Annotated in this window: 21 protein-coding genes; 14 read left to right on the forward strand and 7 right to left on the reverse strand. The window is 71.0% G+C overall.

The window, feature by feature from the left end; all coding sequences use genetic code 11:
- From H958_RS39705 to H958_RS0122950, 3 genes are read right to left on the reverse strand one after another with little or no spacing between them, the layout of a single operon-like run.
- On the reverse strand, nt 1-477 hold the full coding sequence (locus H958_RS39705) for a GNAT family N-acetyltransferase (RefSeq protein WP_051324706.1): 477 nt from the start codon (nt 475-477) through the stop codon (nt 1-3).
- Nucleotides 467-1,429 (reverse strand): YncE family protein, encoded by a 963-nt coding sequence (locus H958_RS0122945; protein WP_028060358.1) that lies wholly within the window; start codon nt 1,427-1,429, stop codon nt 467-469. The genes H958_RS39705 and H958_RS0122945 overlap by 11 nt, the downstream gene beginning before the upstream one ends.
- Nucleotides 1,430-1,474: 45 nt before the next feature.
- Complete coding sequence (locus H958_RS0122950; protein ID WP_231379349.1) at nt 1,475-2,938, reverse strand: aldehyde dehydrogenase; 1,464 nt, start codon at nt 2,936-2,938, stop codon at nt 1,475-1,477.
- 146 nt (nt 2,939-3,084) lie between these two features.
- Between H958_RS0122950 and H958_RS39710 the strand changes: the two genes are divergently transcribed.
- From H958_RS39710 to H958_RS39715, 11 genes are all read left to right on the forward strand, one after another.
- On the forward strand, nt 3,085-4,608 hold the full coding sequence (locus tag H958_RS39710; protein ID WP_156028191.1) for a GAF domain-containing protein: 1,524 nt from the start codon (nt 3,085-3,087) through the stop codon (nt 4,606-4,608).
- A gap of 24 nt (nt 4,609-4,632) precedes the next feature.
- Nucleotides 4,633-5,421 (forward strand): IclR family transcriptional regulator, encoded by a 789-nt coding sequence (locus tag H958_RS0122960; protein WP_028060360.1) that lies wholly within the window; start codon nt 4,633-4,635, stop codon nt 5,419-5,421.
- Nucleotides 5,422-5,488: 67 nt separating this feature from the next.
- Nucleotides 5,489-7,135, forward strand: coding sequence for a ferritin family protein (locus H958_RS0122965; RefSeq protein ID WP_028060361.1), 1,647 nt, complete (start codon nt 5,489-5,491; stop codon nt 7,133-7,135).
- Nucleotides 7,136-7,184: 49 nt separating this feature from the next.
- Nucleotides 7,185-8,207: an NADH:ubiquinone reductase (Na(+)-transporting) subunit F gene (locus H958_RS0122970; protein ID WP_028060362.1), complete on the forward strand. Its 1,023-nt coding sequence runs from the start codon at nt 7,185-7,187 to the stop codon at nt 8,205-8,207.
- A 12-nt stretch (nt 8,208-8,219) separates the two neighbouring features.
- On the forward strand, nt 8,220-9,320 hold the full coding sequence (locus H958_RS0122975) for an aromatic/alkene monooxygenase hydroxylase subunit beta (RefSeq protein WP_028060363.1): 1,101 nt from the start codon (nt 8,220-8,222) through the stop codon (nt 9,318-9,320).
- Nucleotides 9,317-9,661 carry a propane 2-monooxygenase effector subunit MimD gene (gene mimD / locus H958_RS0122980; RefSeq protein WP_028060364.1) on the forward strand — a complete coding sequence of 115 codons (345 nt, stop codon included), beginning with the start codon at nt 9,317-9,319 and terminating at the stop codon, nt 9,659-9,661. Before H958_RS0122975 ends, mimD begins: the two co-directional genes overlap by 4 nt.
- 10 nt (nt 9,662-9,671) lie before the next feature.
- Nucleotides 9,672-10,724, forward strand: coding sequence for an amidohydrolase family protein (locus H958_RS0122985; protein WP_028060365.1), 1,053 nt, complete (start codon nt 9,672-9,674; stop codon nt 10,722-10,724).
- Complete coding sequence (locus tag H958_RS0122990; protein WP_028060366.1) at nt 10,721-11,380, forward strand: iron-sulfur cluster assembly protein; 660 nt, start codon at nt 10,721-10,723, stop codon at nt 11,378-11,380. The genes H958_RS0122985 and H958_RS0122990 overlap by 4 nt, the downstream gene beginning before the upstream one ends.
- Nucleotides 11,377-12,405 (forward strand): NAD(P)-dependent alcohol dehydrogenase, encoded by a 1,029-nt coding sequence (locus H958_RS0122995; RefSeq protein ID WP_028060367.1) that lies wholly within the window; start codon nt 11,377-11,379, stop codon nt 12,403-12,405. The genes H958_RS0122990 and H958_RS0122995 overlap by 4 nt, the downstream gene beginning before the upstream one ends.
- A 19-nt stretch (nt 12,406-12,424) precedes the next feature.
- Complete coding sequence (gene groL / locus H958_RS0123000; protein WP_028060368.1) at nt 12,425-14,074, forward strand: chaperonin GroEL; 1,650 nt, start codon at nt 12,425-12,427, stop codon at nt 14,072-14,074.
- 209 nt (nt 14,075-14,283) lie between these two features.
- Complete coding sequence (locus H958_RS39715; RefSeq protein WP_081686186.1) at nt 14,284-17,703, forward strand: glycoside hydrolase family 2 protein; 3,420 nt, start codon at nt 14,284-14,286, stop codon at nt 17,701-17,703.
- Nucleotides 17,704-17,803: 100 nt separating this feature from the next.
- On the opposite strand, the gene H958_RS0123010 is transcribed toward H958_RS39715, so the two are convergent.
- Nucleotides 17,804-18,763, reverse strand: a complete 960-nt coding sequence (locus H958_RS0123010; RefSeq protein ID WP_037411224.1) for an LLM class F420-dependent oxidoreductase — start codon at nt 18,761-18,763, stop codon at nt 17,804-17,806.
- A 107-nt stretch (nt 18,764-18,870) separates the two neighbouring features.
- On the opposite strand from H958_RS0123010, the gene H958_RS0123015 reads away from it, so the two are divergent.
- From H958_RS0123015 to H958_RS43925, 3 genes are read left to right on the forward strand one after another with little or no spacing between them, the layout of a single operon-like run.
- Complete coding sequence (locus H958_RS0123015) at nt 18,871-19,467, forward strand: hypothetical protein (protein WP_156028192.1); 597 nt, start codon at nt 18,871-18,873, stop codon at nt 19,465-19,467.
- Between the two features lie 4 nt (nt 19,468-19,471).
- Nucleotides 19,472-19,999 (forward strand): C39 family peptidase, encoded by a 528-nt coding sequence (locus tag H958_RS0123020; protein ID WP_028060371.1) that lies wholly within the window; start codon nt 19,472-19,474, stop codon nt 19,997-19,999.
- 1 nt (nt 20,000) lies between these two features.
- On the forward strand, nt 20,001-20,582 hold the full coding sequence (locus H958_RS43925; protein ID WP_028060372.1) for a hypothetical protein: 582 nt from the start codon (nt 20,001-20,003) through the stop codon (nt 20,580-20,582).
- Here the strand turns inward: H958_RS43925 and H958_RS43930 are convergent, their stop codons facing one another.
- The 3 genes from H958_RS43930 to H958_RS0123040 are packed head-to-tail and all read right to left on the reverse strand — an operon-like array spanning nt 20,583 to nt 23,541.
- Nucleotides 20,583-21,950, reverse strand: a complete 1,368-nt coding sequence (locus H958_RS43930; RefSeq protein WP_051324709.1) for a CCA tRNA nucleotidyltransferase — start codon at nt 21,948-21,950, stop codon at nt 20,583-20,585.
- Nucleotides 21,947-23,083: an alanine racemase gene (gene alr, locus H958_RS0123035; RefSeq protein ID WP_028060373.1), complete on the reverse strand. Its 1,137-nt coding sequence runs from the start codon at nt 23,081-23,083 to the stop codon at nt 21,947-21,949. The genes H958_RS43930 and alr overlap by 4 nt, the downstream gene beginning before the upstream one ends.
- Nucleotides 23,083-23,541, reverse strand: coding sequence for a CBS domain-containing protein (locus H958_RS0123040; RefSeq protein WP_028060374.1), 459 nt, complete (start codon nt 23,539-23,541; stop codon nt 23,083-23,085). The genes alr and H958_RS0123040 overlap by 1 nt, the downstream gene beginning before the upstream one ends.
- Nucleotides 23,542-23,551 lie beyond the last annotated feature (10 nt).

Consider the following 23,551-nt stretch of genomic DNA (forward strand, 5'->3'; position numbering starts at 1 on the left):
CTACAGCGCCTTCTCGTAGTCCACGAGGTCGCACGGCGCGAGCAGGTACGTCGCGGGCTCCGGCAGGACCTCGGCGAAGTCGCGGCGTCCGATGACGCGGTAGCCGAGCCGCCGGTACCAGTCGTGCAGGCGCTGCTTGAACGGATGCGTGCCCTCGCGCGGGACGAGCAGCTGGAGCCGCATCCCCGTCAGGCCGCGTCCGCGGGCCCAGTCCTCGGCCCGCGCGACGAGCTCACGGCCGGCGCCACTGCCGTCGCGCGCGGCGCTGAGGATGCCCAGCTCCGCGGTCTGCGCGTCGAGCTGCCGCACCCGCACCGAGCCCGCGAGCTCGCCGTCGCGCTCGAGGGTGAGCAGCTCGCCGGCCTCGAGCATCGCGCGCACGTCCTGCTCGAACACGCGCGGCGTGCCCGGCCGCCACAGGCCCTCCTCGCCGGCCGCGTAGGCCGCGTTGATCATCTCCGTCAGCTCAGCGATCACGGCCCGTCAGGGTGACACCGCGCCGGCGGGCGAGCACGATCAGCCCGGCGAGCGCGAGCAGCGGCACCGTCCACAGGACCCATGGCCGGCCGTCGCGTCCTGTCGTGCGCGACGCCGCGATCGCCGGCCGCGGCGCCGCCGCGGGCCTCGGAGAGCTGACCTTGTAGGTCTTGAGGTCCACGAGCGCGACCGGGATGCCGCGGCGCTCGACCGTGAGCGTGCCCGCGGCGAGCCCGAGCTTGATCGAGCCGGCATCGGCGCCGATCGTCTTCGGCATGTCGATGCAGACGGCCGTCCTGCCCTCCGTGTCGAGCGCATGGATGAACGGCTCCTCGCCGGAGTAGAGCGTGTACGCCCAGCGGCCGTCGCCGCTCTGGACGCGCGTGACCGGGACACCCTGCAGCTTCTCCTGGGGCTCACGTGGGTCGATCACCGGCTTGCTCTCCAGGCGGCCGCGGACGAGGTCGTACGCGCGCACGTCGTAGCGGGCGAGGTTGCCGTCCTTGTAGTCGACGAGGTACAGCCGGCGGCCGTCCGGCGAGATCGCGTCGACGGCGATCATGCCGCGGAGCGTGACGATCCGGCGCGGGCGCAGGCTCAGGCCGTCGAGCACCGCGAGCCTGGTCGACCGCACCGGGAAGCGGTTCGCGCCCTCCGCGAGGACGAGCGTGCGGCCGTCCGCGGACAGCCCGGTGTTGATGCCGTCGTAGGTGGCCGCGGGGACGCCGAACGCGCCGGGGAGCGAGCGCGAGCGCATGACCGAGGCGTCCGCGCGGTTCAGGCGCAGCACGACCGTCCGGTCCGCGCCGGCCCGGACGGCCACGAGGTTGTCCGGGCCGCCGGGCGCGCTCACCTCCTTGCCGCCGAACGCCGGCGGAACGGGACCGCCGGCGGCGTGCGCGGACGCCGGAACGAGGAGCGCGAAGCCGATGAGGAGCGTGACGCGTCGCATACGGGTGTTACGCCCGCGACCACGTGAGAGGTTCCCGGTGAGCGCTCAGCCCAGTTGGAACGGGTCGCGGGTCGCGCCCGTCAACTCGATCCACACGGTCTTGATCTCCGTGTACTCGTCCAGCGCCGTGAGCCCGTTCTCGCGCCCGATCCCGCTCGCCTTGAAGCCGCCGAACGGCGCCATCGGGCCTACGGCGCGGTAGGAGTTGACCCAGACCGTCCCGGCCCGCAGGTCGCGCGCCATGCGATGCGCGCGCTGCACGTCGCGCGTCCACACGCCCGCCGCCAGGCCGTACGCCGAGGCGTTCGCGCGCGCGACGACGTCGTCCTCGCCCGCGAAGCGCTGCACGGCGAGCACGGGGCCGAAGACCTCCTCGCGCGCGATGTCCATCGCCGGCGAGACGTCGGCGAAGATCGTCGGCTCGACGAAGAAGCCCTCGCGCAGCGCGGCGTCGCCCGGCCGGCCGCCGCCGGTCACGAGCCGCGCGCCCTCCGAGACGGCGACGCCGATCCGCGCCTCGACGTTGTCGCGGTGCTCGCGGAAGGCGACCGGACCCATCTCGGTCGCCGCCTCCAGCGGATCGCCCAGCCGGATCTCGCGTGCCCGCGCGGCGAGCCGCTCGACGAGCTCGTCGTGGACCGCGTCCTCGACGAAGAGCCGCGAGCCCGCCATGCAGGTCTGGCCCGTGGCCGCGAAGATCCCCGCGACGACGCCGTTCGCCGCCGCCTCGAGGTCCGCGTCGGCGAACACGATGTTCGGCGATTTCCCGCCGAGCTCGAGTGACACCCGCGCCAGGTGGTCGGCCGCGCCCTTCATCACGTGCCGCCCCACCGCGGTCGAGCCCGTGAAGGCGACCTTGTCCACGCCCGGATGCGCGGCCAGCGGCGCGCCCGCGTCCTCGCCGAAGCCGGTGATCACGTTGAAGACGCCCGGCGGGAAGCCGGCCTGCTCCACCAGCTCCGCGAACTCCAGGGTGGAGGCCGGCGCCTGCTCGGCGGGCTTGACGACGAACGTGCAGCCCGCCGCGAGCGCCGGCGCCAGCTTCCAGCTCATCAGCAGGATCGGCGAGTTCCACGGGGTGATCGCGCCGACCACGCCGACCGGCTCGCGCAGGGTGTAGATGAAGAAGTTCGGCCGGTCCGGGGGGAGCGTCTCGCCGTGGATCTTGTCCGCCGCGCCCGCGAAGTAGTGGTAGTAGTCGGCCAGCCCGCGCAGCTGCCCCTCCATCTCGCGGATCAGCTTGCCGTTGTCGGTGGTCTCGACGACCGCGATGCGCTCGGCGTTGACGGCGATCAGCTCCGCCAGCCGGCGCATGAGGCGCGCTCGCTCGGCGCCGGGCATCCGGCGCCACGGCCCGCCGTCGAAGGCGGCCCGCGCCGCCGCGACCGCGGCGTCGACGTCCTCCGCGCCCGCCCGCGGCACGATCGCCCACGGGCGCCCCGTGAACGGGTCCACGCTCTCGAACGTCTCACCCGAGCGGGACTCCACCCACTCACCGCCGATGAGCATCCGATAGTGCCTCAGGGATTGCGAGATCGAACGGACCGGTGCCGCCATGGTGCCGCAAACTCCAGCTTCCTTAGCCTCGGGTCAAGAAGATCCATCATGCTGCGAACAGGCGCTAGTGTGGAAGCGTCCGAGAGGAGAGAGTGGACGTGAGCCAGACCGGCTCGAATACGTGGCTAGCGATCGACGCCGCAACGGCGCCGACGGTGCGGGCCCAGGAGCTCCGGTTCGCCTGGGAGCGCTTCCTCGGCGAGGATGACGAAGGCGAGCCGTCCGTTCGCGGTCCGATCGCCGACTCCTGGCGCCGCTCGCTCGCCGCGGGCGTGGACCCGACGGGCCGCCGGCTCGCGCCGGTGATCGCCGACGAGGAGGAGGTGCACGAGCTCTACGAGGAGCACCCGCTCGGCCGTCATGCCGCGCTCGTCCACGCCTGCCTCGCCGAGATGGCCGAAGAGGCGGGCTATCTGATCGTGATCAGCGACGCCAAGGGCGTCCTGCTGAGCATCGAGGGCGCCGGCGCCGTCAGGCGCCGCGCCGCCGAGATGATGAACTTCGCCGAGGGCGTGCTGTGGAGCGAGCCGGGCGCCGGCACGAACGCGATCGGGACGGCGATCGCCGCCGATCACGCCGTCCAGGTCTTCGGCCCCGAGCACTTCAATGAGCCCGTGCAGCGCTGGACGTGCAGCGCCGCCCCGATCCACGACCCGGACACCGGCGAGCTGCTCGGCGTCATCGATCTAACGGGAGACTTCTCGACGGTCCACCCGCACAGCCTCGCCGTCGCGACCGCCACCGCGAAGGCCGTCGAGGCGACGCTGCGGCTCGAGCTGCAGGAGATAGACGCGCGCCTGCGCGCGCGTTATGGCGACCGCGTGGCGCCCGGGAAAGCGCTCGTCGCGCCCTCCGGCCGCGCGATCACGCAGCTGCCGAAGAGCTGGCGCGCGCAGGGCCGCCTCGCGGTCCCGGCCGGCGGCGGCGAGCTGCTCCTGCCGTCCGGCGCGCATGCCGTCGCCGAGCCGGTCAGCAGCGCGCACGAGGCCTTCGTCGTGCACGCGCTGGAGGCCAGGCGCTCGCGGACCGCGCGCCCGCTGCTCAAGCTCGCGCTGCTCGGCCGCGACCGCGCGCTGCTGGAGCTCAACGGCGCCGCGACCGAGGTGCGCCCGCGCCTGGCCGAGATCCTGGCGCTGCTGTGCGCGCATCCGCAGGGCTACAGCGCCGAGGCGCTGTGCGCCGACCTGCACGGCGACGGCGGCAGCCCCGGCAGCGTGCGCGTCGAGGTCTCGCGCCTGCGCAAGCTGCTCGGCCCGTGGATCGACACCGACCTCTACCGCCTCACGTGCGATGTGGACTCCGACGTCCGCCACGTCGAGGGCCTCCTCGCCGGCGGCCGGGTGCGCGACGCCGCCGAGCGCTATCCCGGCCCGCTGCTGCCGTCCTCCGAGGCGCCGGGCGTCGTGCGCGAGCGCGAGCACCTGGACGCGTGGCTGCGCCAGGCGGTGATGACCGGCGACGATCCCGAGGCGCTGTGGGCCTGGGTCCAGACGCCCGGCGGCGAGCGCGACCTGCCGGCCTGGAAGCGCCTGCTGACGCGCCTGCAGTTCCACGATCCGCGCCGTTCGCGCGCCGCCGCCCGGGTCGGCGAGCTGCGCCGCGCCGCTGCAACGCCGGTGTAACGCCCGGGTGGTGCACTTCGTGTCGTGCACCACCGTGGTCTGAGCACCGCACGCTCCGCGCTCGAAGTCACCTGGCTGCTGGCGCAGACGCCGGACGGGGTGCGCGCGGACGAGGTCGCCGTGCGGCTCGGCAAGAGCGTCTCGACGGCCTACAACGTGCTCGCCAGCATGTGCGACGAGACGGTCGCGGTGCGGCGCCCCGGCGGCATCTACCAACTCGCCCCGGAGTTCCGCCGCGCGGTCGGCGGCGACTCCGACCCGCAGGATCTCTCGGGCATCGTCGAGGACCTGCTGGCGCGCACGCACAAGCGCGCCTACGCCGCCGTCGTGCGCAACGGCGTGCTGCGCGTCGCGATCGAGCGGGGCCTGCAGGGCATGCCCAAGCTGCCCGGCCTGAGCTCCGAGATCCGCGACAATGCGCACGCGCTCGCGCTCGGCAAGGTCGTGCTCGCCCTCTCCCCCGCCGACGCGCTGAACCGGTACCTCGCCCTCGGCCTGCGCCCCTTCACCCCGAACACCATCACGACGCGCGAGGAGCTGCTGGCGGAGCTCCGGTCGATCCGCCGCACCGGGATCGCGGTCGAGCGCGAGGAGTTCGACGGCGATTTCTGCTCCATCGCCGCTCCGGTCCTCGACGCGCGCAGGCACTTCGTCGCCGCCGTCGGCATCTCGATGTCGCGGCGGGCCTACGACGAGGAGCACGTCGCCCTGCAGGAGACGGTTCGCGACGTCTCCAGATTCCAGGCATCTGCGGATGCCCGGACCGTTCTTGCACCCGACTCCGAGCGCCGCCTAGCGTCGCTGACGCGGTGAAAAGAGTGTTTCGCCCCGGTGTCCCCGCTCACCGGACGTCGGGCGACGTCACAGAGGAGGTAAGGCTTTGAGCCGAGCCAGCATCACCAAGGCCCATCAGAAGATCCAGGAGCTCTCCTGGGAGCCCACCTTCATCGAGCCGGTCGACAAGTACCCGACCGACTACACGTTCGAGAAGGCTCCCAAGAAGGACCCGCTCAAGCAGGTCCTGCGCTCCTACTTCCCGATGGAGGAGGAGAAGGACAACCGCGTCTTCGGGGCGATGGACGGCGCCATCCGCGGGAACATGTTCCGCCAGGTCCAGCAGCGCTGGATGGAGTGGCAGAAGCTGTTCCTGAGCATCATCCCGTTCCCGGAGATCTCGGCCGCCCGCGCCATGCCGCTCGCGATCAACGCGGTGCCCAACCCCGAGGTCCACAACGGGCTGGCCATCCAGATGATCGACGAGGTTCGCCACTCGACGATCCAGATGAACCTCAAGCGGCTGTACATGAACCACTACATCGACCCCGCGGGCTTCGACATCACGGAGAAGGGGTTCGCCAACTGCTACGCCGGCACGATCGGCCGCCAGTTCGGCGAGGGGTTCATCACCGGCGACGCGATCACGGCCGCCAACGTCTACCTCACCATCGTGGCCGAGACGGCGTTCACGAACGTCCTCTTCGTCGCGATGCCCGGCGAGGCCGCGGCGAACGGCGACTACCTGCTGCCGACCGTGTTCCACTCGGTGCAGTCCGACGAGAGCCGGCACATCTCCAACGGCTACTCGATCATCCTCATGGCGCTCGCGGACGAGCGCAACCGGCAACTGCTCGAGCGCGACCTCCGCTACGCGTGGTGGAACAACCACGCCGTCGTGGACGCCGCGATCGGCACGTTCATCGAGTACGGCACCAAGGACCGGCGCAAGGATCGCGAGTCCTATGCCGAGGCCTGGCGCCGCTGGATCTACGACGACTACTACCGGTCGTATCTGGTCCCGCTCGAGAAGTACGGCCTGACGGTCCCCCACGACCTCGTCGAGGAGTCGTGGAACCGGATCATCAACAAGGGCTACATCCACGAGGTCGCGCAGTTCTTCGCCACCGGCTGGTTCGCCAACTACTGGCGGATCGACGGGATGGACGACGAGGACTTCGAGTGGTTCGAGTACAAGTACCCGGGCTGGTACGACAAGTACGGCAAGTGGTGGGAGAAGTACACCGAGCTCTCGAAGAAGAACGGCCACAAGCCGATCGCCTTCGAGCCCGAGGCCGACTACCAGTACCCGCACCGCTGCTGGACGTGCATGGTCCCATGCCTGATCCGCGAGGACACGGTCGTGGACGAGGTCGACGGCCAGGTCCGCACGTACTGCTCGGAGACCTGCCACTGGACCGACAAGGTCGCCTTCCGGCCTGAGTACGAGGGCCGGCCGACCCCGAGCATGGGCCGGCTCGCCGGCATGCGCGAGTGGGAGACCCTGCACCACGGCCGCGACGTGGCCGAGATCATGGAGGACAGCGGGTTCGTCCGCGACGACGGGCACACCCTCGTCCCGCAGCCGCACCTGAACCTCGATCCCAAGGCGATGTGGACGCTCGACGAGGTCCGCGGGATCACGCTCCAGAGCCCGAACGTGCTCCTGAACGCGATGTCGCCCGAGGACCGCGAGGCGCACATCGCCGAATACAAGCGCGGCGGCCCGGCCGGCCGTCCGGCGGCGGCGTAGCCGAAGTACGACGGGGGCCGGCGGCGCGCCGGCTCCCCCACACACAGCCATGGGGAACACGCACACCGTCCGCTTCGAGCCCGTCGGCATCGAGATCGAGGTCGATGAGGAGGAGACCGTCCTCAACGCCGCCTTCCGGCAGGGCATCATGCTCATGCACGGCTGCAAGGAGGGGCAGTGCTCGGCGTGCAAGTCGTTCCTGCTCGACGGCGAGGTCGATCTCGACCGCTACTCGACGTTCGCTCTGCCCGACTTCGAGGAGGCCGAGGGCTGGACGCTGCTGTGCCGGGCGCACCCGTACTCGGATCTCGAGGTCGAGCTGATCAACTACGACGAGGAGATCCTCCACGGCGGGACTCCGCCTCGGACTGTGAAGACCCGCGTGGAGGCGGTCGAGTCGCTCACGAGCGACATCCGGCGCCTGCACCTTCGCGTCGAGGACGACGAGCCGTTCGAGTTCAGGCCGGGGCAGTACGTGGACATCCACGTCCCGGGCCACGAGGACGCGCACCGCTCGTTCTCGATGGCGAACACCCACTCGAGCGCGCCCGGCGAGCTCGAGTTCATGATCAAGCTGTACCCGGGGGGCCGCTTCTCTGGCCTGCTCGCGGACGGCGCCATCAAGCCCGGCGACGCGCTGGAGGTCACCGGGCCCTACGGCGTCTTCACGCTGCGGGCCAGCTCCCCGCGCCGGCTGCTGTTCATCGGCGGAGGCGCCGGAATGGCGCCGATCCTTTCCCTGCTGCGCTCGCTCGAGGAGACCCGGAGCGAGCGAGAAGCGACCTACTACTACGGCGCGCGCACCGAGGCAGACCTATTCCACCTCGATGAGCTCGCCGCCCTGCCGGGGACCTTCGTCCCCGCGCTTTCGGAGGACAGCAACGGCTGGAACGGCGAGACGGGGCTGATCACGGACGTCGTCGAGCGCCTGGAGGACGACATCTCCGACGTCGACGCCTACGTCTGCGGGCCGCCGCCGATGGTCGAGGCGGCGATCGCCCTCCTTGAGGCCAAGGGCGTGCCCGAGGCGCACATCTACTTCGACAAGTTCACCACCACCGCCGACGAGTGAGAGAGGAGACCCATGGCAACGGAGGCCAAGGAGCGCAGCGTCCCCAAGCCGGTCTTCACGGACGCCGAGGCCGGCGCCCAGGAGTTCCCGTCCTGGACCAGCCGCAGCTACAACTACTTCACCCCGCGCAAGCGCCGGGCCACCGTCTATGAGGACGTCACGGTCGACGTCCAGCCGGACCCCGCGCGCCACCTGACGCAGGGGTGGGTCTACGCGTTCGCCAACGGCGACGCGGGCTACCCGCAGGAGTGGACGGCGCTGAAGTCGTCCAATTGGCACGAGTACCTCGATCCGAACGAGGAGTGGGAGCAGACGATCTATCGCAACAACGCGAACGTCGTCCGCCAGATCTCCCAGAACATCGAGCAGGGCCGCCTCGCGCACGCCTTCGCGAACTTCAACTCCGCGTGGGTGCGGGTGCTCGAGCGCCACGTCTTCGCGTGGGCGCACGCCGAGCACGGCCTCGGCCTGCACGTCTACACGCCGGCGCAGCGCGACGCGCCGACGAACATGATCAACAACGCGATGGCCGTCGCGGCCGCGCATAAGCTGCGCTTCGCGCAGGACCTGATCCTCTACAACCTCACGCTGTCGGAGGAGATCGAGGGCTTCCAGGGCTCGGTGCACAAGGAGGCGTGGCAGAACGACCCGATCTGGCAGCCGACGCGCGAGCTGGTCGAGCGGCTCACCGGCATCCGCGACTGGGGCGAGGCGCTGTTCGCCACGACGGCGGTCTTCGAGCCGCTCGTGGGCGAGCTGTTCCGCTCCGGCTTCGTGATGCAGGTCGCGGCGCCGCACGGCGACTTCGTGACGCCGACGATCATCGGCGCCGGCGAGTCCGACGCCGCGCGCGATCAGCGCTCGGGCCGCGCGCTGTTCCGGATGCTCGCCGACGACGCCGAGCACGGCGCCGACAACCGCGAGATCATGGAGGGCTGGCTGGCCGAGTACGTCCCGCAGGCCGTCGACGCGGGACGCCAGCTGCAGCCGATCTGGTCGCAGCTGTCGGAGAAGATCATTCGCTTCGAGGACTCGTTCGAGCGCTCGCGGGCGCGGATGGAGAGCCTGCTGAGCGACATCGGACTCGAGGCCCCGAAGGAGGTCAAGGCATGACGCAGTTCGCGTCCGACCGCTCGTCTTCGAACAAGGCGGGCGTCACGCTCATGAACAACCAGGTCGGCTACGTCGTCGCGAACGTGATGCGCGGCAAGGAGAACGTCACCGTCAGCGAGTTGCCGTCGATGATCCGCGTCGACGGCGTCGGCAAAATCGACTTCGACTACGCCGAGATCGCGGAGGCGCTCGGCTGGGACGACTTCGGCAACGACGACTTCGAGGAGATCATGTCGACCCATTACGGGCGTATGGTTGTCCTTGACGATCGGGTCGTGCTCTTCGCGAACCCGGAGGACGCCGCCGAGTACATCGGGTTCGACCTGCAGCCTGTCGATTAGGAGGTCCTGCATGTACGAGAAGAACGGCGAGAAGTACTTCATCTTCGACAGCCATCTCCACTTCTGGGACGCCAGTCCGGAGAACTGGGTCAAGGGACAGGAGCAGTACGCCAAGGGCTGGATCGAGTGCTTCCACGCCTATCAGGGGCTCGGACCGCCGGAGACGCACTGGTCGATCGAGCACTTCCAGAAGTACTCGGTCGAGGACTTCGAGAAGGACGTCTTCGTCAACGGCGGCGTCGACAAGGCCGTGTTCCAGTCGACGTATCTCAAGCAGTGGTACAAGAACGGCTTCAATGACATCGAGCAGAACGCGTCGCTGCTCGAGCGCTTCCCCGGCAAGCTGATCCTCAACGGCCGCTGGGATCCGCGCGAGGGCGAGGCCGGCCTGCGCCAGCTCGAGGCCGACAACGAGAAGTACGACCTCAAGGGCGTCAAGCTCTACACGGCCGAGTGGCACAACGGCTCGCGCGGCTGGAAGCTGACCGATCCAGAGGCCCGCCCGTTCCTCGACAAGTGCGTCGAGCTGGGGATCAAGAACATCCACGTCCACAAGGGCCCGACGATCTGGCCGCTGGACAAGGACGCCTTCGACGTCTCCGACATCGATCACGTGGCGACCGATTACAACGGCAAGCTCAACTTCATCGTCGAGCACGTCGGCCTGCCGCGGATCGAGGACTTCTGCTTCATGGCGACGCAGGAGCCCAACGTCTACGCCGGCCTGTCGGTGGTCATCGGCGGTCTGATGCACGCCCGCCCGAAGTTCTTCGCGAAGGTCATGGGCGAGCTGCTGTTCTGGGTCGGCGAGGACAAGATGCTGTTCGGCTCCGACTACGCGATCTGGGAGCCGAAGTGGCAGATCGAGGGCTTCCTCGACTGGGAGATGCCCGATGACTCCGAGCTCGCGGACTACCCGCGCCTCGGCGTCGAGGGCAAGAAGAAGATCCTCGGGCTCAACGGCGCCAGGCTGTACGGCGTCGAGGTGCCGGAGGAGCTGCGGATCCCGGTGTCGGCGGAGGAGCCGGCCTCCCCCGAGAGCGCCGTGGGAGTCGGGGGGTGAGTCTCCGCTCCCGAGTTCTCGAGCAGCTCGGGACGGTCTACGACCCGGAGCTCGACGAGCCGATCACCACGCTCGGCTTCGTCGGCTCCTGCGTCGTGACCTCAGACGGCGACGTGGAGGTGCGCCTGCGGCTTCCGACGCCGCAGTGCGCGCCCAACTTCGCGTTCCTGATGGCCGCCGACGCGCGCTCCGCCGTGGGGCACGTCGCCGGCGTCCGAGGCGTGGTGATCGAGCTCGAGGACCACTACACGGGCGATGAGATCAACGCCGCGGTCTGCCGCGGGGAGGGCTTTTCGGAGGCCTTCCCGGGGGAGACGCAGGGCGAGCTCGACGCGTTGCGCCGGCTGTTCCAGCGCAAGGCGCTGGTGGCGCGCGAGGGGCGCCTGCTCGCCACCGTCGCGGACCCCGCGAGCGCGACGCTCGGCCAGCTCTCGGGGCCCGATGCCGAGCGCTGCCGCGAGTTGCGGCGCGCCCTGGGGCTGGACGCGAGCGACGGTGCGCCGGCGTTCGTGAAGGGCGACGGGGACCCGGTCAGCGCGGACGAGCTCCCGCGCTTCAAGCGGCTCGCCGGCCTCACCGCGCTGTCGCTGGAGACCAACGGCGGCATGTGCCGCGATCTGCTGAGAACCCGGTACAAAGAGGGAGTGGCTGCATGAAGGCCGCGCGATTGCACGCCTATCACGAGGCGCTGAAGGTCGAGGAGATCGACGAGCCCAAGATCCTGGGCCCGCTCGACGTGGTCGTGAAGATCGGGGCGGCCGGGCTGTGCCGCACCGACCTGCACATCCAGGAGGGCCAGTGGGCGGAGAAGTCCGGCGTGGCGCTCCCGTACGTGCCGGGGCACGAGAACGCCGGCTGGATCCACGAGGTCGGCTCCGGCGTGACCAACGTCGAGGTCGGCGACACCGTGATCGTCCACCCCTTCATCTCCTGCGGGCTGTGCCGGCCGTGCCGGCGCGGCGACGACATGCACTGCGTCAACGGGGAGTTCCCCGGCATCGGGCGCGACGGCGGCTTCGCCGAGTTCCTGCACACGAGCGCGCGCTCGGTCGTCAAGCTCGATCCGTCGCTGCACCCGACGCAGATCGCCGCCCTCGCCGACGCGGGGCTGACCGCGATCCACGCCGTCAAGAAGGCGATCGGAGTGCTCGGCGCCGGGACCAAGGCGGTCGTGATCGGCGCCGGCGGCCTGGGCCACATCGGCATCCAGTGCCTGAAGGCCTACACGCCGACCGAGATCATCGTGGTCGACCCGTCCGAGAAGGCGCTCGCGCTCGCGAAGGAGCTCGGCGCCGATCACACGGTCAAGGTCGACGGCTCGCAGCGCGACACGGTCGCCGAGCTCACCGACGGGATGGGTGCTGAGGCGATCATCGACTTCGTCGGCGAGAAGGGCGCGATCGAGGACGGCGTCGCGATGCTGCAGGACGGCGGCTTCTACTACGTCATCGGCTACGGCGAGAACATCAACGTGCCGACGATCGACATCATCTCGCGCGAGATCTCCTTCATCGGGAACCTCGTCGGCACCTACGTCGACCTCCAGGACCTGATGACGCTGACCGCGCAGGGCAAGGTCACGCTGCACACCAGCACGTATCCGCTGGACGCGATCAACGACGCGATGGCGGACCTCGACCAAGGGCGGCTGCAGGGCCGCGGCATTCTCGTCCCGGCCTAACCAGGAGGCAACGTTACCCATGGGCAAGCGCCTGTACTTCAACCACGAGGCCCGCCGCCTGCTCCAGGATGGCGTCGACGCGCTGGCCAACACGGTCAAGGTGACGCTCGGCCCGAAGGGTCGCAACGTGGTGCTCGAGAGACTCGCCGGGCCGCCGTCGATCACCAACGACGGCGTCTCGATCGCGCGCGAGATCGAGCTCTCCGACCAGTACCGCAACATGGGCGCGCAGCTCGTGCGCGAGGTCGCCAACAAGACGTCGGACCTCACCGGCGACGGCACGACGACCGCCACGCTGCTCGCCCAGGCGATCGTGCGCGAGGGCATGCGCGCGCTCGACGAAGGCGCGAACCCGATGCTCCTGCGGCGCGGGATCGAGGAGGCGATGGACTGCATCTCTGCCGAGCTGAGGCGCGTCGCACGGCCGGTGCAGGGCCGTGCGGAGCTCAAGCACGTCGCGACGATCGCCGCCAAGGAGGACGAGGTGATCGGCGAGGCCGTCGCCGAGGCGCTCGAGCGCGTCGGGCCCGAGGGCGTCGTCACGCTCGAGGAGTCCGACACGCCCGGCATCGGCGTCGAGTACGCCGAGGGCGTCGTGGTCGAGAACGGCTGGGTGTCGCCGTACATGGTGCGCGACACCCATCGGATGGAGACCGTCTTCGAGAACCCGCTGATCCTCCTGACCAACAAGCCGCTCAAGCACCCGAACGACCTGCTGCCGACGCTCGACGCGGTGATGAAGGACCAGCGCCCGCTGCTCATCCTCGCCGAGGACGTCTCCGGCGGCGCCCTCGGGATGCTGGTGGCCAACAACCAGCACAAGACGATCGAGGCCGTCGCTGCGCGCGCGCCGGGCTTCGGGCACCGGCGGATCCAGCACCTGGGCGACATCGCCGCCTTCACCGGCGGCACGGTGATCGCCGAGGAGGCCGGCCTGTCGCTGACGAGCGTGCGGCGCGAGCACTTCGGCACGGCACGACGGGTGATCGTGACGGCCGACTCGACCACGCTTGTCGAAGGCGGCGGCACGCACGAGCAGGTCGAGTCGCGGCTGTCGCAGATCCGCGCCGAGCTGGCGCGCGCGGTGCATGAGCGCGACGTCGAGATCATGCAGGAGCGGATCGCCCGGCTCGCGTCCAAGCTCGCGGTGATCCGCGTCGGCGCGGCGACGGATACGGTCCGCGCCGAGCGCTTCCGGCGGACCGAGGGCTCGCTGGCGGCGACGCAGGCGGCGGTCTCGGAGGGCATCGTGCCGGGCGGCGGCACGGCGCTGCTGCGCGCGTCGCCGGCGCTGGACCGCCTGCAGCTCAAGGGCGACTACGCCCGCGGCGTGGAGGTCGTGCGCAGCGTGCTCGACGAGCCGCTGTACTGGATCGCCTCCAATGCCGGCTACGACGGCCACGCGACCGTCGACCAGGTGCGCGCGATGCCGGACGGCCACGGCCTGGACGCACTGACCGGCGAGTTCGGCGACCTGTTCGAGAAGGGCGTGATCGACCCGGTGCGGGTCACGCGCCTGAGCCTGGAGCACGCGGCGTCTGTCGCGGCGCTGCTGCTGACCACCGAGGCGCTCGTGGCCGAGGAGCTGATCGCGCAGCCCGGCGCGATCGTCGCCCCGGGCTTCGGCGACCTCGCCGAGGGCCTCGCGCGGCCCTCGTCTCCGATCTAGCCGAATCCCGATACCTCGACGTGCACGGGCCCCGCGAAAGCGGGGCCCGTTCTATTGCCCACGGCGCTGATTGGTGGTACGTTCCCCGCGGGGTCAAATAGCAAGGAACTTAACGAATAGATGTCACCGATCAGCTGCTCTGCGGGCGGGTCGGGCGTGTTCGGAAAGCATCCTTGCGAATTGCCACGGATTCGAGGGGAAGGAGCAGGATGTCTAGACCCACGCTGCGCGCAGTGCTCGCGGCGGCGGTGCTGTGCGCGTTCCCGGCACCCGTCGCATCGGCTTCGACGGTCGATCTCGCACCGGACTGGCAGGTGGTGAGCAGCGCGATCGCGACCGATCCGGGGGACGGCCTCTCCCAGCCCGGGTACTCGACGACGGGCTGGCTGCCCGTCAAGACCAACGACGCCAACGCCGTCGGCACGGAGGTCGCCGCCCAGTTGCAGAACACGCCGGCGAGCGCGCAGTGCGGTGCCGACAACATCTTCTACGGCGAGAACATCACCGCGTGCCAGGGGCCCCAGCCCAGCGACGCGCACGGCCTTCCCGGCGCGCCGTACAACGTGCCGTGGTGGTTCCGCACCGAGTTCACGCCGAACCTCCAGCCCGGCCAGGCCGCGACGCTCGAGGTGCGCGGGATCATGGGTCAGGCGGACCTGTGGGTCAACGGCACCCAGGTCGCCACGCGTGCGGAGCTTCAGGGCTCCGAGCCGGAGTACACGTTCGACATCACGAGCCTGATCAAGCCCGGCGCCAACGCGCTCGCGCTCAAGCTCTATCCGAACGACCCCGGCGCGATGCTCACGCAGGACTTCAACGACTGGACGCAGACGGCGCGCGACCAGAACACGGGCCTGAAGTACCCGGTCCGCCTGCACGTCGCCAACGCGCTGCAGCTCAGCGACGCGCACGTCAACCAGAAGAACGCCGACGACATGTCCAGCTCGGACCTAACGGTCAAGGGCACGGTCGAGAACACGACCCAGAGCCCGCAGGCCGGCGACGTCGACGCGACGATCAGCTCGCCGGGCGGCGGCGCCGACATCAAGCTCCACCAGGCCCTCAGCCTGGCGGCGGGCGAGACGAAGACCGTCACGTTCGACCCGGTGCACCTCGACCACCCGAAGCTGTGGTGGCCGTACCAGATGGGCGACCAGCCGCTGTACGGCCTCTCGATCAAGGCTTCGCAGTCCGGTGCCACCTCCGACGTCGTCTCGAAGACGTTCGGCATCCGCACGGTCAAGACGTGGCTCTCGGCGCCCGGAACGCGCGCCTACAACGGCTCGCGCTGGTTCTCGGTCAACGGCAAGCCGTTCGTCTTCCGCGGCGGCGGCATGATGGATCAGGACATGTTCCTTCGCTACTCGAAGGAGCGGCTGTCGAACGAGATCGCGCTGATCAAGGCGATGGGCCTCAACGGCCTGCGGCTCGAGGGCGACGACCAGCCCGACTCGTTCTATGACGAGATGGACAAGGCCGGCCTGCTGGTCTATGGCGGCTACCTGTGCTGCAACTTCTGGGAGGAAGGCTCCAGCTGGACGGCCAAGGACCAGGAGACCAACTACCGCACGGCGCTGACGCTCGGGCGCCAGCAGCGCGACCACCCGAGCGTGATCTTCTGGAGCTGGAGCGACAACACGCCCGCGCCGGCGCAGGAGGCCGGCGCCATCCAGGGCTTCAAGGACGCCGACTTCGACATCCCGCTGATCGCCTCGGCGGAGTACAAGTCGACGTCCACGCTCGGGCCGTCGGGCATGAAGGAGGGCCCGTACAACTGGTTCCCGCCGAGCTACGCGTACAGCCTCAACTGCTCCGGCTCGAGCGGCGCCAACCCGTGCACGAGCGGGGCGTTCGTGAACCGCGGCGGCGCGTGGGCGTTCGAGACCGAGGCGAGCCCCGGCTCGACCGTCCCGACGAAGGACTCACTGGACCGCTTCATGCCGCCCGCGGCGCAGACGCAGATGGTCACCTCGCCGAACCTGCGGCTGTTCAACTCCGGGACCGGCTCGCGCGACAGCGGCACCAGCTACTCGAGCTTCCAGCACATCGGCGTGCTGGCGACGGCGGTCTGCCGGCGCTACGGCACCTGGACGGCGGCGCCGGTCACGTGCCCGACGAACCCGCCGGGGGCGACCGGCCTGTACGCCAACAGCCCGAGCATCAACGACTTCGTGCGCAAGGGACAGGCGCTCAACTACGAGTCCGTGCGCGCGCAGTTCGAGGCCTACATCGACCACTCGACGCGGACCGACTCGCCGTCGACCGGCCTCGTCTACTGGATGATGAACAAGCCGATGCCGAGCCTGCTCTGGAATCTCTACAACTACGACTACGACCAGTCGGGCACGTACTTCGGCGCCAAGAAGGCCAACTCGGCGCTGCACGTGTACTACTCCTACGCGGCGCCTGAGTCGGACCCGGGCAACCGCCAGGTCAACGTCGCCAACCTCACCGGCCACCCCCAGAACGGGCTGACCGTGACGGCGCGCACCTACGACATGACCGGCAAGGTGCTCGACAGCAAGGACGCCTGGAACATCCACCTGCCGAGCCAGGGCGTGATGAACCAGCTGTTCACGATCCCGAACCCGACGCTGCCCGACGTCAACGGCGTGCCCCAGCGGACGTACTTCCTCGAGCTGCTCCTCAAGCGCGGCACGAAGGTGATCGACCGCAACGTCTACTGGCTGTCGACCGTCAACGACGTGCCGGCCTACAGCGGCAGCGCCTACCCCAACCTGTCCACCTACGGCGACCTGCGCAACCTGCAGACGCCGGCGCAGGACCCGATCAACGGCCTGCTGCCGATGACGACGCTCGACGCCTGCGCGACGACGCGCACGGCCGGCGGCGCGACGACGACCGACGTCACGCTCACGAACCGCTCGAGCACGGTTGCGTTCCTCGCGCGCGTCGACGTGCGGCGCGGGACCGGGTCGACGCCCGACGCGGGCGACAACCAGGTCCGCCCCGCGACCTACAGCGACAACTTCGTGACGCTGTGGCCCGGGCAGTCCCAGACGGTGACGGAGACCTACGCGGCGTCCGCGCTGGGCGCTCGCAGCCCGGTCGTGAGCGTCGGCGGCTACAACGTCACGGCGGCCAACATCGCCGGCAGCGCGGCGTGCGCGCCGCCCGGCGGGGTCGAGTCGCTCGGGCTCGCCAACGGCGACGTGCCGGTGGGCGGCGCGACGCCGGGCCAGGACAACACGCCCGAGGCGATGGCGGCGGCCAAGGCGCAGGTGAAGGTCGGCAAGCTCGACGCGAAGGACGGGACGGCCGGCGGCACGGTGCCGGCGACGCTGTCGCTCGCGCTCGGCGCGCCGGCGTCCTTCGGCGCGTTCACGCCGGGCGTCGGGGGCGACTACACGGCGTCCACCAAGGCCACCGTGATCTCCACGGCGGGCGACGCGACGCTGTCCTACTCCGACCCCGGGCACATGACCAACGGCGCCTTCTCGCTGCCGCAGCCGCTCGTGGTCGAGCTGTCCAAGAGCGCGTGGACCGAGCCGGTGTCCAACGACACGGTCGCGATCGCGTTCAAGCAGCGGATCGACGCCAACGACGCGCTGCGGACGGGCAGCTACTCGAAGACGCTCACGTTCACGCTGTCGACGACGAACCCGTAGGACACGCTCACGCGGCGGGTCACCGTTCACGCTCCGGCGGTCGCCGCGAGCGTGAACATGACCCGCCCCGCGCCGTGCAGGCGCAGGACGACGATCGCCGCTAGGCGAACACCGGGCCGATCGCCTGGCCGACGATCTCGATCGCCTCGAGGTCGTAGACGTCCGGGATCGACCCGGTGAGCCCGTCCAGTCCGGCGTCCTTGAACTCCTGCGCCTGGCGTGCGAGCTCGTCGGGGCCGCCGATCAGCGTGTTCGGGAGGCGCTCCTCGGTCAGCTGGCCCGACTCGAGCAGCCGGTCGCGCTTGCGCTCGGCCTCCTCCTGCGTGCGCCCGGCCACGAAGCTGCCGTTGCGGGTCTTGGTGATCTCGGCGGGGTCGCGGCCGACGTCCTCGCAGTGGCGCTCGATCACCGAGATCAGGTGCTTGACCCGCTCGACGTCCCCGAAGACGTTCGAGCCGTCGGCGTACTGGGCCACCATGCGCAGCGTCTTGCGCTCGCCGCTGCCGCCGATCAGGATCGGGATGTCGCCGCGCAGCGGCTGCGGGTTGTTGAGCGCGCCGTTGATGCTGTGATGCTTGCCCTCGTAGGAGGACTCCGACTGCGTGAACATCAGCCGCGCGATGTTCAGCGCGTCCTCGAGCTCCTCGAAGCGCTGCTTGAGCGGCGGGAAGTCGAACCCGTACGCGTGCGACTCCTCGTCGTTCCACGCGGCGCCGATGCCGAGGACCGCCCGGCCGCCGGAGATGACGTCCAGCGTCGTCGTGAGCTTGGCGAGCAGCGCGGGGTTGCGGTAGATCACGCCCCCGACGAGCAGGCCCAGGCTCGCCTTCTCGGTCACGGCGGCGAGCGCGCCGAGGATCGTGTTGCCCTCGAGCATGTAGTTCTCGCGCGGCCCGACCCCGCGGATCTGGTGCACGTGATCCATCACCGTGATGGAGCTGAAGCCGGAGCTCTCGGCCGTCTGGGCGATCTCCGCCAGCTTCTTGAACAGCCGATCTGGCGGCGTATCGGGGTAGTTGAAGTTGGGGAGGTGGAGGTCCAGCGTGATCGGTGCGCGCATGCAGAAGGGTGTAGCAACCCACTGCCGGATCAAGAGTTCTCGCCGCGGTCAGCGATCCTCCTGTATGTTCGGCGCCGGACGGTATTCAGCCTCGGGAAGGAGATCCCGTGAGCGTGTGGCGTGTCGGAGCGGATACAGGGATGGCGGCGGAGCGCGTGCGAGAACGGCGCCGGACGCTCGCGGGGGAAAACGAGGAGGGCGGCGCCGACAAGGCGGCCGGCCAGAAGCCCCAGGCGCCGCAGGCCGCGCCTGCGCCCCCGGCGTCACCGCCTCCAGCCCCGGCCGCCGACGCGCAGGGCACGAGCGGCGGCGGACGTGCGTTGCAGAACGCGGTCGACCGGCTCACGAAGTGGATTCCGGGTGACGTCCTCGCGCTGTACGTCGCCGGAGTCACGGCGCTCGCGGCCGCTCAGGACGCCCGCCCTTCGGTGGTGCTGCTCGCCGCCTTCGCCGTCGGTGCGCTGCTCTGGGTCCCCGCCGCCGCGTGGGCGTCCACCGGGAGCGTGCCCCGCCGGACCTGGCTCCCCGCCGGGCTGGCCGCCGCCGCGTTCTCCCTCTGGACGCTCTCAGTGCCGTTCAGCGGCTGGCAGCGCTGGTCGGTCGTGAGCGACAACCAGGCGGCGGTGGCGATCGTGGCCGCGCTGCTGGGGATCTTCTTCGGCTTCTTCGCCGACGGCCTGACCAAGCGCTATCCGCCGAGGTGAGCCCGTGATCGCTCGCGAGCTCGCCGTCGCGGTCGCCAGGCGCGCCGGCCTGGCGGGGCGGATGCTGGACGTCGACGTCGCGCGCCAGCGCCGGGAGCTCTGGTGCTGGGCCGCCTGCGCGACCGCGGTGTCGAAGTTCTACGACCCCGCCTCGGCGTGGACCCAGTGCGGCGTCGCGAACGCCACGCTGGCGATGACCACCTGCTGCCAGGGCGACCCTGACTGCGTCCGGACGGCGAACGTCTACGACGCGCTCATGCACACCGCGAACCTCGGGGACCGGCTCGCGGCGCCGGTCCGGCGGCGCCGGCTGGTGCGCGAGCTCAACGGCGGCAGGCCGGTCGTCGTGCGCGTGAAGCTGGAGCTCGGGCACTTCCTTGTGGTCGACGGGTACCGGCCCTGGTGGGGGTCGTGGCGGATCCGCGTGCACGATCCGGCGTATCCCCGCACGGTCGAGCTGACGCTGGACGCGCTCCGGGACGCCTACGACCACCGCGGCATGTGGACGCACACGTACGAGACCGTGCCGTGAGATGCCTTCGATAGAGCCGCACCCGCCGCGCGCCGCCGTCCAGGCCGCGACCGCCGCCGTGCGCGGCCCGTTCGCGTGGCTGCCGCGCCTGCGCCGGGGCGAGGCCGGATACGTGACCGCCCCGCTGCGCCTGTTCGTGATGCAGCTGACGCCGCTGGCGAGCCTCGGCGAGTCCGCGGACAGCGTCGGCGAGCTCGCCGAGGCGGTCGGCTGGCGCTTCCTGACCGCCGGCCCCGCGCGGCACGCGGCGATCGAGGTGAGCGATCGCGGCGGGCACACGCAGATCGAGACGAGTCCGTTCGTCGAGGCGACCGAGTCGGCGCTCGAGCACATCGACGAGCGGCCGCGGCTCGCGCACACGGCGTTCGAGCCGCGCATGCTGCGCATCCCCGACCTCCACCTGATGTCGGTGTGGCTCGTCGCCGCGAGCGGCGAGGAGGTCGTCCTCCCGCTCGCGCCGGCGCCGGAGCGCTTCGCCGAGCAGGAGCTCTACGAAGCGCGCGAGTTCCTCGCCGCGGCCTCGACGGCGGCGCGCGTGCTGCTCGATGCGGCGCGGGGGCGCGACGCGGGCGCCGGCGCCTGATCAGCCGAGCAGCTCGCGTGCCCGCGCGATCGCGTCCTCGCGCGTGGAGATCTCCCCCGCGTACTGGGCCTCGGCGAGCTGGGCGACCAGCCGGCCGAGCTGCGGGCCCGGCCGGATCCCGAGGGTGCGCATCAGGTCGTCCCCGCGGACCAGCGGCGGCGCCGGCGCGTCGGCGGACAGCATCTCGCGCGCGAGCACCAGGTGGGCGGCGATCGCGGCGCCGGCGTTGCGGCCGCGCGTGGCGATCCGGTCGGCGACGGTGAAGATCGTCACGTCGGCGGAGAACGGCGCAGTCGCCTGCAGGTAGCGCCAGATCGTGCGGCGGTCGAGCGGGCCCCGGTGGACGAGGAAACCGAGGTCGAGGTGGTGCTCGATCAGCGTGGCGACGTAGTCGCGCAGGCGCGTCGAGGAGCGCAGCCGGCCGAGGACGTCACGCGCAAGCTTGGCGCCCTCGGCGTCGTGCCCGATGAAGGTCACGCGCCCTTCGGGCGTCTCGCCACGGGTGCTGGGCTTGGCGGCGTCGTGCAGCAGCGCCGCCCAGCGCATCGCGCCGCCGCGCGTGAGCTCGTCCGAGAGCGGCTCGGCGAGCAGCGCGGCGACGTCCTCCCCCAGGCCCGCGGCGACCGGGTCGCGCTGCAGCAGTGCGACGGCGTCGAGCACCTCGAGCGTGTGGTCGTGGACGTCGAGGTGGTGGAAGACGCTCTGCTCGACGCCGTGCAGCGCCTGCAGCTCGGGCAGGACGATGGCCGTGAGCCCGTACGCCTCCATCAGCTCGAGCCCGCGGCGGACGTCGTCGGCGCTGATCACGCGCTTGAGCTCGCCGAACACGCGCTCCGGCGCGACGCGCTCCATCTCGCGCGCGTGCGCGGCGGCCGCGCGGCCGGTCTCCGGATCGATCTCAAGCCCGAGCTCGACCGCGATCCGGACCGCGCGAAGCGAGCGCAGCGGGTCGTCGGCGAGCGCCTGCGCTGAGACCATCCGCACGATCCCGCGGGCGAGGTCCTCGCGCCCGCCGTGGGGATCGAGCAGCTCGCCGCCGCCGATCGGCTCGGCCATCGCGTTGATGGTGAAGTCGCGGTGGGCGAGGTCGGCCTCGATTTCGCCGTCGCGCAGCGTCACGAGGTCGGCGTGCCAGCTGTGCCCGGGCCCGACGACGCGCCAGGTGCCGAACGCCCCGGAGAGGCGGAAGGACGCGCCGCCGGTCGCCTTCGCCAGCCGCCGCGCCGCGGCGCGCGGGTCGCCGGCCATCGTCACGTCGATGTCGTCGGTCGGCCGGCCCAGCAGGCGGTCACGCACCGCGCCACCCACGAGCCACGCCCGCTCCCCGGCCAGCGCCTCGCGCACGGCGGCCATCGCCTCGCCGCTCACCGGCCTCCAGCGGCGGCCGGCGCGGCGCCGTACTCGCGCGGGACCCGAGGCGTGATGCCGCAGGTGATCTCATAGTTGATCGTGCCGAGCGCCGCCGCCCACTCCTCGGCGAGGATGCGCTCGCCGCCGCGCGCGCCGAGCAGCACCGCCTCGGTGCCGACCGGCGGCGGCTCGCCCGGGCCGAGGTCGACCGTGATGTTGTCCATCGAGACCGTTCCGGCTACGGGCACGCGCCGGCCGCCGACCAGCACGTCCGCGCGGTTGGTGAGCCCGCGGGGCATGCCGTCGCCGTACCCGACCGGGATCGTCGCGAGCCACGTGTCGCGCTCGGCGATGAAGCGGCGCCCGTAGCCCGCGCTCTCCCCCGGCCGCGCGCGCTTGATCTCGGCGACGTAGGACACCAGCTCCAGCGCTGGGCGCAGGCCGCGCCCGGCGGGGTCGCGGTGGAACGGATCCATCCCGTAGATCGCGATGCCGCAGCGGATCATGTCCAGCCGCGCGATGGGGTTGCCGAGCGCCGCGGCGGAGTTGGACGCATGGCGGATCAGGCCCGGGTGGCGGGACGCGAGCGCGTCGGCCCAGGGCAGGAACCTCCCGAGCTGCTCGGCCATGAACGCGGGGTCGTCGTCGGCGGTCGCGAAATGGGTCATCGCGCCCGCGAGGCGGAGGCCGGGGGTCGCAGCGACGAGCTCGGCGACGCGCGTCGCCTCGTCAGGATCGCGCGTGCCCAGACGACCCATGCCCGTGTCGAGCTTGACGTGCACGCCGATGTCGCCGGGGGAGGATGCGCGGGGAGCGCGCGCGCGGGCGGCGAGCGCGGCGATCAACTCTTCGCGCCACGCGACGATGTCGGCCCCCGCCGCGACGGCCATGTCCAGCTCCTCCGGCGACAGCGCGCCCATCACGAGCAGCGGCCCGCCGATCCCCGCCGCACGCAGCTCCGCCGCCTCGCCGGCGGTCGCGACCGCGAGCCAGGCAGCGCCGCCCGTCTGCGCCGCCCGCGCGGCCTCGACGGCGCCGTGCCCGTACCCGTCCGCCTTCACGACCGCGCACAGCGGAGCCAGCGCGGCCAGCCGCGCGCAGTTCGCGGAGATCGCGCCGAGGTCGACGCGCGCGAGCGCCCGCAGCGGCATCAGTCCGCGATCAGCGCGTCGAGGACGTCGACGCGGGTGACGACCCCGACCAGGCGCCCGTGCTCGACGACAGGCAGCCGGTTGTGCTTGCGCCGGGCGATCACGCGCGCGGCCTCCTCCACGCTCGCGTCCGGCGAGATCGTGATCGGGTTCGCGGTCATCAGGTCACGCGCGAGGGAGCCCGTCGCCTTGCGCAGCCGCGCCTCGAACTTCTTGGTCGACTCCAGGAACACGATCCCGCCGAAGAGCTCGAAGTAGTGCGGCAGGTGGAGATCCTCCTCCTCGCCGGCCATGACCAGGTCCGCCTCGGTGATGATGCCGACGCACCGCTGCCCCTCGTTGACGACGGGGATGCCCGGGAGCTCGTGGTCGCGCAGCGCGCGCAGGACGGACTCGATCGTGTCGTCAGGGTGCACGGTCGCGACGCCGGTCTGCATGATCTCGCGCACCGTCGCCATGAGAGCGGGA

Source organism: Candidatus Solirubrobacter pratensis (assembly GCF_000425945.1).
In the GTDB taxonomy this organism is placed as follows: Bacteria; Actinomycetota; Thermoleophilia; order Solirubrobacterales; family Solirubrobacteraceae; genus Solirubrobacter; species Solirubrobacter pratensis.

What these genes read in the sequence shown, in the direction of transcription:
- H958_RS0122945 (WP_028060358.1), bottom strand. Translation starts at nt 1,429, where the DNA reads ATGCGACGCGTCACGCTCCTCATCGGCTTCGCGCTCCTCGTTCCGGCG.
- H958_RS0122950 (WP_231379349.1), bottom strand. Translation starts at nt 2,938, where the DNA reads ATGCTCATCGGCGGTGAGTGGGTGGAGTCCCGCTCGGGTGAGACGTTC.
- H958_RS0122970 (WP_028060362.1), top strand. Translation starts at nt 7,185, where the DNA reads ATGGGGAACACGCACACCGTCCGCTTCGAGCCCGTCGGCATCGAGATC.
- H958_RS0122975 (WP_028060363.1), top strand. Translation starts at nt 8,220, where the DNA reads ATGGCAACGGAGGCCAAGGAGCGCAGCGTCCCCAAGCCGGTCTTCACG.
- mimD (WP_028060364.1), top strand. Translation starts at nt 9,317, where the DNA reads ATGACGCAGTTCGCGTCCGACCGCTCGTCTTCGAACAAGGCGGGCGTC.
- H958_RS0122985 (WP_028060365.1), top strand. Translation starts at nt 9,672, where the DNA reads ATGTACGAGAAGAACGGCGAGAAGTACTTCATCTTCGACAGCCATCTC.
- H958_RS0122995 (WP_028060367.1), top strand. Translation starts at nt 11,377, where the DNA reads ATGAAGGCCGCGCGATTGCACGCCTATCACGAGGCGCTGAAGGTCGAG.
- groL (WP_028060368.1), top strand. Translation starts at nt 12,425, where the DNA reads ATGGGCAAGCGCCTGTACTTCAACCACGAGGCCCGCCGCCTGCTCCAG.
- H958_RS39715 (WP_081686186.1), top strand. Translation starts at nt 14,284, where the DNA reads ATGTCTAGACCCACGCTGCGCGCAGTGCTCGCGGCGGCGGTGCTGTGC.
- H958_RS0123010 (WP_037411224.1), bottom strand. Translation starts at nt 18,763, where the DNA reads ATGCGCGCACCGATCACGCTGGACCTCCACCTCCCCAACTTCAACTAC.
- H958_RS43925 (WP_028060372.1), top strand. Translation starts at nt 20,001, where the DNA reads ATGCCTTCGATAGAGCCGCACCCGCCGCGCGCCGCCGTCCAGGCCGCG.
- alr (WP_028060373.1), bottom strand. Translation starts at nt 23,083, where the DNA reads ATGCCGCTGCGGGCGCTCGCGCGCGTCGACCTCGGCGCGATCTCCGCG.
- H958_RS0123040 (WP_028060374.1), bottom strand. Translation starts at nt 23,541, where the DNA reads ATGGCGACGGTGCGCGAGATCATGCAGACCGGCGTCGCGACCGTGCAC.